Annotated in this window: 12 protein-coding genes, 1 tRNA gene and 1 riboswitch; of the genes, 9 read left to right on the top strand and 4 right to left on the bottom strand. The window is 44.0% G+C overall.

All coding sequences use genetic code 11. From position 1 onward, the window contains the following. Positions 1-3: 3 nt before the first annotated feature. The 3 genes from rsxB to AB4517_RS06180 form a co-directional block, all read right to left on the bottom strand. On the bottom strand, positions 4-597 hold the full coding sequence (rsxB, locus tag AB4517_RS06190; protein ID WP_004734040.1) for an electron transport complex subunit RsxB: 594 nt from the start codon (positions 595-597) through the stop codon (positions 4-6). Between the two features lie 2 nt (positions 598-599). Then, entirely contained in the window at positions 600-1,178 is a 579-nt protein-coding gene (gene rsxA, locus AB4517_RS06185) for an electron transport complex subunit RsxA (RefSeq protein WP_004734039.1), read from the bottom strand. 486 nt (positions 1,179-1,664) lie between these two features. Then, positions 1,665-1,740: transfer RNA gene (locus tag AB4517_RS06180), tRNA-Asn, on the bottom strand. 508 nt (positions 1,741-2,248) lie between these two features. On the opposite strand from AB4517_RS06180, the gene uvrB reads away from it, so the two are divergent. From uvrB to luxU, 3 genes are all read left to right on the top strand, one after another. Beyond that, a complete protein-coding gene (gene uvrB / locus AB4517_RS06175; RefSeq protein WP_372148061.1) occupies positions 2,249-4,279 on the top strand; it encodes an excinuclease ABC subunit UvrB in 2,031 nt (676 codons plus the stop codon). A gap of 304 nt (positions 4,280-4,583) precedes the next feature. Beyond that, positions 4,584-5,972 (top strand): quorum-sensing sigma-54 dependent transcriptional regulator LuxO, encoded by a 1,389-nt coding sequence (luxO, locus tag AB4517_RS06170; RefSeq protein ID WP_004734031.1) that lies wholly within the window; start codon positions 4,584-4,586, stop codon positions 5,970-5,972. A gap of 24 nt (positions 5,973-5,996) precedes the next feature. Beyond that, on the top strand, positions 5,997-6,341 hold the full coding sequence (gene luxU / locus AB4517_RS06165; RefSeq protein ID WP_017062179.1) for a quorum-sensing phosphorelay protein LuxU: 345 nt from the start codon (positions 5,997-5,999) through the stop codon (positions 6,339-6,341). 74 nt (positions 6,342-6,415) lie between these two features. Here the strand turns inward: luxU and AB4517_RS06160 are convergent, their stop codons facing one another. Next, complete coding sequence (locus tag AB4517_RS06160; RefSeq protein WP_017062178.1) at positions 6,416-7,303, bottom strand: YvcK family protein; 888 nt, start codon at positions 7,301-7,303, stop codon at positions 6,416-6,418. A 194-nt stretch (positions 7,304-7,497) separates the two neighbouring features. Next, positions 7,498-7,650: riboswitch (molybdenum cofactor riboswitch) on the top strand. Here AB4517_RS06160 and moaA point away from each other — a divergent pair. From moaA to AB4517_RS06130, 6 genes are all read left to right on the top strand, one after another. Continuing rightward, entirely contained in the window at positions 7,639-8,628 is a 990-nt protein-coding gene (gene moaA, locus AB4517_RS06155) for a GTP 3',8-cyclase MoaA (RefSeq protein ID WP_009848642.1), read from the top strand. (Overlaps the previous riboswitch by 12 nt.) An 86-nt stretch (positions 8,629-8,714) precedes the next feature. Further along, positions 8,715-9,227, top strand: coding sequence for a molybdenum cofactor biosynthesis protein B (gene moaB / locus AB4517_RS06150; RefSeq protein ID WP_004734027.1), 513 nt, complete (start codon positions 8,715-8,717; stop codon positions 9,225-9,227). Positions 9,228-9,239: 12 nt separating this feature from the next. Beyond that, entirely contained in the window at positions 9,240-9,719 is a 480-nt protein-coding gene (gene moaC / locus AB4517_RS06145; protein ID WP_004734026.1) for a cyclic pyranopterin monophosphate synthase MoaC, read from the top strand. Then, complete coding sequence (moaD, locus tag AB4517_RS06140) at positions 9,716-9,961, top strand: molybdopterin synthase sulfur carrier subunit (protein WP_017063465.1); 246 nt, start codon at positions 9,716-9,718, stop codon at positions 9,959-9,961. Before moaC ends, moaD begins: the two co-directional genes overlap by 4 nt. A 2-nt stretch (positions 9,962-9,963) precedes the next feature. After that, positions 9,964-10,419, top strand: coding sequence for a molybdopterin synthase catalytic subunit MoaE (gene moaE / locus AB4517_RS06135; protein WP_017062176.1), 456 nt, complete (start codon positions 9,964-9,966; stop codon positions 10,417-10,419). 652 nt (positions 10,420-11,071) lie between these two features. Next, positions 11,072-12,703, top strand: a complete 1,632-nt coding sequence (locus AB4517_RS06130) for an ABC transporter substrate-binding protein (protein WP_372084079.1) — start codon at positions 11,072-11,074, stop codon at positions 12,701-12,703. The last annotated feature ends 51 nt before the right edge of the window (positions 12,704-12,754 follow it).

Raw genomic sequence — 12,754 nt, 5'->3', positions numbered from 1 at the left:
ACCCTATGCTTTAGGCTCTGACGCAGTCGCATCAGTCGCTTGGTTAGTGATATCAGTAACAGGGATGATGTTCATCTGCCATTTCCAATTTTCAGTCGTTGTTGCCACTGGAATCATTTCAATACAGTCAGTAGGGCACGGTGCGACACATAGATCACAACCTGTACATTCATCTTTAATTACTGTGTGCAGTGCCTTGGTGCCACCAACAATGGCGTCAACAGGGCAGGCTTGAATACACTTGGTACAGCCGATACACATATCTTCGTGAATGAAGGCAACGGTTTTTACTTTGTTATCTAAGTCATGAGCGGAGTCTTCAACTTCTACGCCCATTAAATCTGCTAGCTTCTCAATGGTTGCTTGGCCGCCCGGAGGACATTTGTTGATCTTGTCTCCGTTAGCGATCGCCTCTGCGTATGGGCGACAGCCAGGGTAGCCACACTGGCCACATTGAGTTTGCGGTAAAATGGTGTCGATTTGATCGACGATAGGATCAGCTTCAACTTTAAAACGGATAGAAGCAAAGCCCAAAATAGCGCCAAAAACAGCGGCTAAAACGGCTAGCGCAATGATCGCAATTAAAATGGTACTCATGTTTATTTCACCAACCCAGTAAAGCCCATGAATGCCAGAGACATTAGGCCTGCTGTGATCATCGCAATCGATGCGCCTTTGAATGGCATTGGAACATCAGCAACCGCAATACGTTCACGCATTGCAGCAAATAAGATCAATACAAGAGAGAAACCCACCGCTGCGCCGAAACCATAGATGATCGACTGAATGAAGTTGTGGTTTTCATTGATGTTCAGAAGTGCCACACCTAATACCGCACAGTTGGTGGTGATAAGAGGCAGAAAGATACCCAGCAGGCGATAAAGAGTCGGGCTGGTTTTGTGAACGACCATTTCCGTAAATTGAACAACCACCGCGATAACCAAGATGAAACTCATGGTACGCAGGTATTCAATACCCAGAGGGGTAAGGATGTAGGTTTCTACTAGGTATGCAGAGACCGACGCTAACGTTAGAACGAAAGTCGTCGCGAGGCCCATGCCAATCGCAGTCTCCAGTTTCTTGGAGACTCCCATAAATGGACATAGTCCTAAAAACTTCACTAGCACAAAGTTATTGACCAGCACTGTGCCAACCAACAACAAAAGGTATTCGGTCATAATGGATTAATTCTTGAGATTCCGATCCCGATATTATCCTGCTTTGCTCACCTAATAACAACCAAGGATCACTAGGGATTTAGACACTTGGTGAAAAAAACATCAGGTAATCGATTGATTATTAAAGTTACCGTAAGTATAGACGGCCAATTTTTACTTCGTGAGACAAGTTTGTAGGAGTAGTTGAATTGGATCTTTCATAAGATCATTCTTGAATTGAACTCGATTTGCTTCCTACGAATAGGGTCATATTTGTGGGTTTTGGTGCTCAGAACTATCAAAAAGAGAAGGAAAGCTGCGAGTCGAATACGCTCCCAAAGCACTAAAACGCAAAAAGCCGCATCGAGTGATGCGGCTTTTTTAAATTTGGCCCCCTTGTCGAGACTTGAACGCGGGCGGCTAGGTTTGTGACATTAACTTGGAACAAGTTAGTCGCAGTTATATACGAAAAAAGCCCAATCTTTCGATTGAGCTTTTTTCTGAATTTGGCTCCCCTTGCAAGACTTGAACTTGCGACATACGGATTAACAGTCCGCCGTTCTACCAACTGAACTAAAGGGGAATTGCTTGTTAGCGACGCGAATTCTAATAATTGTCCGGATTTCTGTCAATAAAAAATATCAGAAAAAAGTAAGATAAAAAACTTTACTTTCTTGAACGCCTTATAGGATTTAGCTTTGCTTTAGTTATCCACCAAAATTGTGGATAAGTGTGTGTGTGAAACTTTAACAACAATAATCGGGATAAATCGAAAAATGTAAAAACCTTATCTAACGTAATGTATTTAAAAGATTTATAGCAAAATGTCGCAATTCTATAACTTTTGTAGATTATAAAACGAACAGTAAAACAAGCGGTATTTTTAGGTTTTTTGGGGAAAAGTAGTGGATTAAAATTCGAGTAATTTAGCTGGGGAAACTTTGCAGGGCACGGATAATACCAAGTTCTAAAAATAAAAGCTATAACTGATCTCTGATCTTAAGATGCATTTCTCTAGATAATTGTTGCAACGACACTCCTCCTAGAGTGACAATGACCTGATTAAAAAAACAGTATGGAAATGGCGACCTATGAGTAAACTCTTTGACTTGGTATCGGACTACAGCCCGTCCGGTGATCAGCCGACAGCGATAACCAAATTACTAGACGGATTAGATTCTGGTTTGGCACATCAAACTCTACTAGGGGTAACGGGCTCAGGTAAAACCTTTACCCTTGCCAACGTCATTTCCCAATCTCAAAGACCTGCGATTCTGTTAGCGCCTAACAAGACATTGGCGGCTCAACTTTACGGTGAGATGAAATCTTTCTTTCCAAACAATGCCGTTGAGTATTTCGTTTCTTACTACGATTACTACCAACCTGAAGCCTACGTTCCAACCACGGACACGTTCATCGAGAAAGATGCGTCTGTGAACGCTCATATCGAACAAATGAGGCTTTCGGCAACCAAAGCCTTATTAGAACGAAAAGACGCCATCATTGTGGCTTCTGTGTCGGCTATCTACGGTCTGGGTGATCCTAAGTCTTATTTGAAGATGATGCTTCATTTGAGTCGTGGCGAGGTGATGGACCAGCGTGATATTTTGCGCCGTTTGGCTGAGCTGCAATATTCAAGAAACGATGTCGCCTTTGAACGTGGTCAGTTCCGTGTTCGTGGTGAGGTGATTGATATCTTTCCGGCTGAATCTGACCAAGATGCGGTTCGAATTGAGATGTTCGATGACGAAGTGGACTGCATTAGTATTTTTGATCCTCTGACTGGTGCGGTGAAACAAAGAGACTTGCCGCGCTTTACGGTTTATCCAAAAACTCACTATGTAACGCCAAGAGAAAAAATCCTTGAGGCGATTGAGAACATCAAGGACGAACTGCGCGATCGTGCTCAATACTTAAAAGACAACAATAAGCTTTTGGAAGAGCAGCGTATCTCTCAAAGAACTCAGTTTGATATTGAGATGATGACTGAGCTTGGCTTCTGTTCCGGTATCGAAAACTATTCACGATACTTGAGCGGCCGTGCGGAAGGGGAAGCGCCGCCAACGTTATTTGACTACCTGCCTGATGATGGTTTGCTGATCATCGATGAGTCACACGTGACTGTGCCGCAAATTGGTGCGATGTATAAAGGTGACCGTTCTCGTAAAGAAACCTTGGTCGAGTTTGGTTTTAGACTGCCTTCTGCATTGGATAACCGTCCAATGAAGTTTGAAGAATTTGAGTCTATAGCCCCACAAACGATTTTTGTGTCGGCAACACCAGGTAATTACGAGATTGAAAAATCAGATGGCGAGATTGCTGATCAAGTGGTACGTCCTACTGGTCTGTTAGACCCAATCATCGAAGTAAGACCTGTCGCGACGCAGGTGGATGACTTGCTGTCTGAAATCAGAATCCGTTCAGTGAAAGAAGAGCGTGTTTTGGTTACCACGTTGACCAAGATAATGGCAGAAGACTTAACCGAATACCTAAGTGAGCACGGCGTTAAAGTGCGTTACTTGCACTCGGATATCGATACCGTTGAGCGTGTAGAGATCATCCGAGACCTACGTTTGGGCAAGTTCGATGTGTTAGTGGGCATTAACTTACTTCGTGAAGGTTTGGATATGCCTGAAGTGTCGCTGGTGGCGATTCTTGATGCAGATAAAGAGGGCTTCTTGCGTTCTGAGCGTTCTCTGATTCAAACCATTGGTCGTGCTGCTCGTAACTTGGAAGGTCGAGCAATCCTTTATGGTGATTCGATTACTAAGTCGATGAGAAAAGCGATTGATGAAACCGATCGTCGTCGCGAGAAACAGCAAGCCTACAACGAAGAGCAAGGCATCACTCCGCAAGCGTTGAAACGCAATATCAAAGACATTATGGAACTGGGTGATCTAACCAAGTCGAAGCAGCAGCGCCAATCGAAACAAGTTCCACTATCTAAGGTGGCAGAGCCTTCTGAAAGTTATGCCGTACTTACGCCGCAACAGCTTGATAAAGAGATCAGCAAGCTAGAATCTGCGATGTATCAGCATGCTCAGAATCTGGAATTTGAATTGGCCGCACAGAAGCGTGATGAAATTGATCAGTTAAGAAAGCAGTTTATTACCAACAGCTAATCTCACTTTTCGCTCGAGAATTGATCCCCCTCAACACAAGAATTGAGAGTGTTTCAGACAAAAAAACAGCCAGTAGTAAATGTTCTACTGGCTTACGTTTGTGAACAATCGGTCCACTAACAACGTCAGTTGGCTAGGTGACCCGAAGGTCATTTATACCGTTGCATCGTTCGTGCCAGATAGATAAAACATTGATTGTTTGAAGCAAGTAAAAAAACACACTACAAATACTGTGGCTAATATTTGCATAATGCAAAGCGGAATGCGACTATAATAAGAAATGCAAATTATAAATGGCTAGGATATGCAATCAAAAACGCTAGATAACAAATCGAAGTATTTGTTGATGGTAGAGGATACCGCTTCGGTAGCAGCTTTATATCGCTCGTATCTTACACCGCTCGAAATTGATATCAACATTGTCGGCACTGGCCGCGATGCAATCGAGAGTTTGAATCATCGAATCCCAGACCTTATTTTATTAGATCTACGTCTGCCTGATATGACGGGTATGGACGTACTATTTGCTGTAAAACAAAAATACCCTGAAGTTCCAGTTATCTTCATGACGGCTCACGGCTCTATCGATACCGCTGTAGAAGCGATGCGTCATGGCTCTCAAGATTTCCTTATCAAACCGTGTGAAGCCGACCGACTCCGTATTACGGTGAATAATGCGATCCGCAAAGCCACCAAACTTAAAAATAGCTCGGAACACCCGGGAAACCAGAACTACCAAGGTTTTATCGGCAGCAGCCAAACCATGCAGCAGGTTTACCGAACTATCGATTCTGCTGCATCGAGTAAGGCGAGCATTTTCATTACTGGTGAAAGTGGTACCGGTAAAGAGGTATGTGCAGAAGCCATTCATGCGGCGAGTAAGCGTGGCGATAAGCCGTTCATCGCGATTAACTGTGCCGCTATCCCTAAAGACCTGATTGAAAGTGAGCTGTTTGGCCACGTTAAAGGTGCCTTTACCGGTGCTGCGACCGATCGCCAAGGTGCTGCTGAGCTTGCTGATGGTGGAACACTGTTCCTTGATGAACTGTGCGAAATGGACTTAGAGCTGCAAACCAAGCTGCTGCGCTTTATCCAAACCGGTACTTTCCAAAAAGTCGGCTCTTCGAAGATGAAGAGTGTCGACGTTCGTTTTGTGTGTGCGACCAACCGTGACCCTTGGAAAGAAGTACAAGAAGGTCGCTTTAGAGAAGATTTATACTATCGTTTATACGTGATTCCATTGCACTTGCCGCCATTGCGTGAGCGTGGTGAAGATGTCATCGAGATCGCGTATTCTCTGCTAGGCTATATGTCGGTCGAGGAGGGGAAGGCGTTTGTACGTTTTGCTCAGGAAGTACTTGATCGCTTTAATCAATATGAGTGGCCGGGTAACGTTCGTCAGCTACAAAACGTGTTGCGGAACGTGGTGGTTTTGAATAACGGCAAAGAGATTACTCTCAACATGCTTCCACCACCGTTGAACCAACCGATTGAAAACAGTCTGCGATTGAAAGAGAAGCAGAATGAAGACATCACGGTAAAAGATATTTTCCCATTGTGGATCACTGAGAAAACGGCTATCGAGCAGGCCATTAAAGCGTGTGATGGCAACATCCCTCGTGCGGCAGGTTTCTTAGATGTCAGTCCATCGACGATATACCGTAAGTTGCAAACGTGGAATGCGAAGCAGTAATCAACAAACAATAAGAAAATAATAATGACGAAAGTATTAAATCAGCAAAAAGTTGATGAGCTTGCCGGCGAAATAGGCCAAGAGAATGTCCCGGTTTTACTGGAAATCTTTTTAGGTGAGTTGAAAGGCTACTACGAACACCTAGAGATAAATAAAGAGTCGGATACCTCTAAGTACTTGGCTGATATCAGTCATGCGCTTAAGAGCAGCGCAGCAAGCTTTGGTGCGGATTCTTTGTGTAGTTTTGCGATTAGCTTAGACGCAAAAGTGAAGCAAGCGTTGCCTGTAACCGAGATTGATTTTCAAGATATGCAAGACCTCCTGTTATCGACGTACACTGAATATCAGCAGTTGATGACGGACCTTTAAAACAGCGAGTTATTACTGAGATTAAAAAAGGAGCAGCATGCTCCTTTTTTGTTGTTTGTCGCTTGAACCTATGGCTACGCCAACTGGGCTTCAATGGCTTGTTGAAGCTTCACACGGTCGTGTCGCCAATCTCGGTTTGCCGATGCAAGATCTGTGGTCACACAATTCCATTGCACTTCTAGTTCCGGGTGAGGTTCATTGCCTAACACGATGTCTATTTTCCTTGCCTTACAGGTACGTTCACACCACTCCAATTGCTCTTGAAGCGTCATTTTCCCTGCGGGACCGTGCTCTGGTGAAAGGTTTTCAACGAAGATAACTTTTGCCTTGGTGTTCTCAGAGATTGCTTTGCCAATCTCTGGAAGGAGAAGAGGGGGCATCACACTGGTTAAAAAGCTTCCAGGGCCAAGGACAATGCAGTCTGCTTGCTCAACGGCAGCAACGGCTTCTTTGGTTGCTGGCACTTCTGGAGACAAGTCCATCATGCGCAGCTTTTCCGTCATGTCATCAACGTTGGTTTCGCCGGTAACCCAGCGGCCGTCCATTGATAGAGCCGTGAGGTCTGAAGGATGCTCAGTCATCGGCACGATATTGACATCGACCTTGAGCATATTTCGAATCAGGTTAATTGCTTCCAATGGGCGAACGGAAAGGTTGTCTAACGCCGTCAGCATTAGGTTACCCAAGTTATGACCGTCTAGCTCACCTTGACCACGAAAGCGGTATTCGAACATCATCGAACTGATTGAAGGCTCTGTGATTAATTGGTTGATACAGTTGCGTGTATCTCCCCATGCGATGCCACCTTGGCAATCTCTAATACGTCCGGTGGAACCGCCGTTATCTGTCGTTGCAACAATGCCAGTTGCGTTGTTACCAAAGTCTTTTAATGCAGCTAACATGCGACCTAAGCCATGGCCACCGCCGATTGCTACGACTTTCTTTGAAGAGTAAATATTCATTTATTGTTCTTGTTAGGTTATTACCAACTATAATTTAGGTTAAATGCTTCTCGCTATATACTCAACAAGAGTTATTTTGAGCGTTTGATACGTTTTTTTTGCCGATGTGACCCGTTTTTTACCATCAGAGCTAGATTCACGTACAAATATTAAGTATTTTATTACTCAGCTACTGCGCGTGTGAATATAACGCTCAGTTGCCATAACTCCGAGCTCTCGCATGCTAAGTCGCACAGTGGTATTTGCTGTACCGATACGCATCAAGAGCCAGTGACATGTTGTCACAAGGGCTTAATTGGAAATGATTATGCCTCCCGTGTTTGGAAAGGTGTTCCGTGGCGCAACAATTCGAAGATAGATTCCATCGCAAGTTTTATTACTTGCGCTTGTCGGTTACAGACGTCTGTAACTTTAAATGTACTTACTGCTTGCCAGATGGTTACAAACCGTCAGGGCAAAAAAACTCGTCTTTTTTAAGTGTTCCCGAGATCAAACGCGTTGTTAAAGCGTTTGCAGATTGTGGTACCTCAAAGATCCGCATTACAGGCGGAGAGCCGAGTCTGCGTAAAGACTTTCCTGAAATCATACATACCGTTGCTTCTACCCCAGGCATCGAAAAAGTAGCCACCACAACGAATGGCTACCGCATGGAGAAACAAGTAGGGCAATGGCGTGATGCTGGTTTAACCCATATAAACGTGAGCGTGGATAGTTTAGATTCGCGCATGTTCCATCAGATCACTGGTGAGAATAAGTTTACTGAGGTTATGCGAGGCATTGATAAAGCGTTTGAGGTTGGCTTTGAACAAGTCAAAGTCAACGTCGTATTAATGAAAGACCTCAATAGTCAGGAATTACCAGCCTTCCTTAATTGGATCAAAGACAAACCTATTCAATTACGTTTTATCGAGCTGATGAAAACCGGCGAGATGGACGAGTTGTTCGATAAACATCATGTGTCTGGCGTTGCGATTCGCAACCAGCTTATTGCTAATGGTTGGCTGTTAAAAGTCAAAGCCGTTAACGATGGCCCGGCGCAAGTGTTTGTCCACCCAGACTACAAGGGTGAAATCGGTTTGATCATGCCTTACGAGAAAGACTTTTGTGAGAGTTGTAACCGACTGCGCGTTTCTGCGACCGGTAAACTTCACTTATGTCTGTTTGGCGACCATGGTGTTGAACTGAGAGATCTGATTCAAGAAGATCAACAAGAGCAAGAACTCATTGATCGAATTCAGGCTCAGCTTCAAACCAAGTCCGTTAGCCACTTCTTACACGATGGCAACAGCGGCATGACTCCAAACTTGGCGTCAATCGGCGGTTAACCCGCTACACACTCTAAAGCATTTTATCGCTCAGCTTCTTCAGGCTGGGCGAATCAGTCTAATGAAAAATTTATATAGGTGAACAAATGGGTCACGCAGAAAGCAAATTCCAAGCAGCAAACATCGCAGTACTAACGGTTTCAGATACTCGTACAGAAGAAAACGACACTTCAGGCGGTTACCTAGCAGAGCATGCTAAAGAAGCGGGTCACAACGTGGTTGATAAGCAAATCGTTATTGATGACATGTACAAGATCCGTGCGATCGTATCTAAATGGATCGCTGATGAAAGCGTACAAGCTATCATGATCACGGGTGGTACTGGTTTCACTTCTCGTGACAGTACGCCTGAAGCGCTTAAGCCACTGTTCGACAAAGAAGTAGAAGGCTTTGGTGAGCTATTCCGTCAAGTATCTTACGAAGAGATCGGTACTTCGACAATTCAATCTCGTGCGATTGCGGGTTTTGCTAACCACACGGTTATCTTTGCGATGCCAGGTTCTACAGGCGCTTGCCGCACCGGTTGGACTAAGATCATCAAGCAACAGATGGATGCTAGCCACCGTCCTTGTAACTTCATGCCACACCTTTCTGTATAAGGCGGTTTGAGTATGAGCCAATTTACACACATTAACGCGTCTGGCGAAGCAAACATGGTCGATGTATCGGCTAAAGCGGAAACAGTACGTGAAGCGAGAGCGGAAGCCTTCGTTCAAATGTCGGCAGAAACGCTAGAGCTGATTGTCTCTGGTAGCCACCATAAAGGTGATGTTTTCGCAACGGCACGTATTGCGGGTATTCAAGCGGCGAAGAAGACGTGGGATCTGATTCCCCTGTGTCACCCTCTGCTATTAACTAAAGTAGAAGTGCAGCTTGAAGCTATCGAGTCTGAAAACAAGGTTCGCATCGAATCTGTTTGTAAGCTTGCGGGTAAGACGGGCGTAGAGATGGAAGCGCTAACGGCTGCTTCTGTGGCTGCGTTAACGATTTACGATATGTGTAAAGCTGTTCAGAAAGACATTGTTATCGAAAACGTGCGCCTGCTAGAGAAGACAGGTGGTAAATCTGGTCACTTTAAGGTGGAGTCATGATTACAGTACTTTTCTTTGCTCAAACTCGTGAACTTGTTGGTGTGGACAGCGTTGAAGTTGATGCACAATTTAAGACGATTGAAGCGATTCGTAGTCATCTTGTGACACAAGAAGGCAAATGGGATATCGCATTGGAAGAGGGGAAGCTTCTGGCTGCACTTAACCAATCAATCGTACCTCTGACAGCTGAAGTGAAAGACGGCGACGAAGTGGCTTTCTTCCCACCAGTGACTGGAGGCTAAGCATGGATCCAAGAGTATTAGTGACAGCTGAGGACTTCTCGGTAGGCGACGAATACGACTACTTGGCTCAAGGTACAGCTGCCGGAGCGATTGTGACGTTCGTTGGTAAAGTTCGCGACATGAACCTTGGCGACAATGTGATTGGTTTGTCTCTGGAGCACTATCCGGGTATGACAGAAAAATCACTGAGCGAGATCTGTGACCAAGCTGAGGCTCGCTGGCCTATTCAGAAGATGCGTGTTATCCACCGTGTAGGTGACTTAGATATCGGCGACCAGATTGTTTACGTTGGTGTATCCAGTGCACACCGTGGTGCTGCATTTGAAGCCTGTGAATTCGTTATGGACTTCCTGAAAACCAAGGCTCCCTTTTGGAAAAAGGAACGCACGACCGAAACGACGCGTTGGGTTGATTCTCGTGATTCAGACACGAAAGCAGCGGAACGCTGGGAGAAGTAATTTCTCTTAAAGTGATGTTGCTTCAGCATTTACTCATTTGTATATGAGACAGTCAAAAACCGACCACTTAGGTCGGTTTTTTTGTACCTGCTATAAATCTATTTATAGATAATCATTGATTTGATAAATGATAATTCATTGTGGTTGCATATAAATTCAGCGCGTAATTTTGTCTTGATTGGTGCATTGGATAACCCGGTTTGGTGCAGAGCATTATGCTGTCTTGTATAAAGTGATTATCCTCACAAATAGTGTAGACGGTTTAGGTGATATGTGATGTGCAATTAGATTTCATGTGGCATTAATGTTAATTTGCGCTCAGTGTTCTAGCATAAGATGCTAAAAAAAAGCATCAACACAGACACATCAACACTAAAGGCTGTTTTTTAATTAATCCCTCTATGCAAGTCACTACTGATTTGGGATTTTTTAGATATTTACACTGATACCTTAAGTATTTCGGAGAATTATCCGATTTTTTGCGACTTGTTTGTGGCAAATTACTTCAATGGTTGATAGTGTGTGCCTCAATCTTTGTAAGGTTTTAGATTTTTATGCTTAAATTTTGAGCTAAATAAATCTAAATCACTGCCGTTCAGTGAACCAAGCAAAGAAGTCATGGATGCAATACATAAAACTTGGAGTTTATTAAATGTACAAGAATAAAATCACTCAGGCCCTTCTTCTAGGTGCTGGTTTGGCAGTGGCTGCCTCTTCTACTCTTTCTATCGCTGCTGAAGTTCCAGCAGGCACAGAACTGGCAAAAGTTCAGGAACTGGTTCGCGGTAATGGTACTGAAGTAGCAACACTCGACCCTCACAAATCTCAAGGTGTACCAGAATCTCACGTAATTCGTGACCTTCTAGAAGGTTTAGTGAACCAAGATGGCGACGGCAATACTATCCCAGGAGTAGCTGAAAGCTGGGAAACGACAGACAACAAAACATTCACTTTCCACCTACGTAAAGACGCAAAATGGTCTAACGGCGATCCTGTAACGGCAAATGACTTCGTTTACAGCTTCCAACGTGCGGTTGATCCTTTAACTGCTTCTCCATACGCTTGGTACATGGAATATACCAAGATGGCGAATGCGAAAGACATCGTTGCGGGTAAGAAAGACAAGAGTGAACTAGGCGTTAAAGCTTTAGATGACTACACGTTAGAAGTGACTTTAGATACAGCTGTCCCATATTTCGTAATGATGATGGGTCACACAACAGTGAAGCCAGTACATAAAGCAACTGTTGAAAAATTCGGTGACCAGTGGACTAAGCCTGAAAACTTTGTTGGTAATGGTGCATTTGTTCCAAATCAATGGGTAGTTAACGAGCGTCTTGAACTAGTACGCAACGAAAATTATTGGGATAACGAACATACAGTTCTTAACAAAGTAACATTCTTACCAATCGAAAACCAAGTAGCGGAAATGAACCGCTTCCTCTCTGGCGAACTAGATTTCACATACGAAGTTCCTAACGAGCACTTCCGTCGCTTACAGAAAGAATACCCAGAAGATGTAAACATTAAGGGTAACCTGTGTACTTATTACTACCAATTTAATGCACAGAAAGCACCTTTCGACGACGTACGTGTTCGTAAAGCAATGTCTTATGCGATGGATCGTGACATCGTGACGAAAGCGATTCTTGGTCAAGGTCAAAAACCAGCTTACTTCTTGACTCCTGAAATTACTGCTGGTTTTGACCCGGTAACTCCAGAGTATGGTCAACTTTCTCAAAAAGAGCGTATTGCTGAAGCGAAGCGTCTTCTTGAAGAAGCGGGCTACACGAAGAGCAACCCACTTGAATTTAACCTGCTTTACAACACGTCTGAAAACCACAAGAAGCTTGCTGTAGCAATCGCATCAATGTGGAAGAAAGAGCTTGGTATTAACGCGAAACTCGAAAACCAAGAGTGGAAATCATATCTAGACAGTAAAGATACTGGTAACTTTGACGTTGCTCGTGCAGGTTGGTGTGGTGACTACAATGAAGCATCTTCATTCCTAACATTGATGGTTAGTCAAAATACAACTGCTGGTCAGCACTATAAGAGCGCAGACTATGACAAGATTATCGATAAAGCACTAAGCTCTACTTCAGAAGAAGAGCGTACTAAGCTATACATCGAAGCAGAAAAATTGCTAGCTAAAGACATGCCAATTGCTCCAGTCTACCAGTACGTTACAACACGTCTTGTATCACCTCAGCTAGGTGGTTACCCAGAAGGTAACGCCGAAGATAAGATCTATTCAAAAGATCTTTATATCAAAGCAAAATAACCTCCTATAAAAATAAAATATAACTAACTTAGACCTGTGTGCGAGAAATCG

This window comes from Vibrio sp. 10N.222.52.C3 (assembly GCF_041474195.1).
Classification (GTDB): domain Bacteria; phylum Pseudomonadota; class Gammaproteobacteria; order Enterobacterales; family Vibrionaceae; genus Vibrio; species Vibrio crassostreae_C.
Note: the sequence above shows the minus strand (reverse complement) of the source record. Positions and strands in the feature narration are given on the sequence as shown.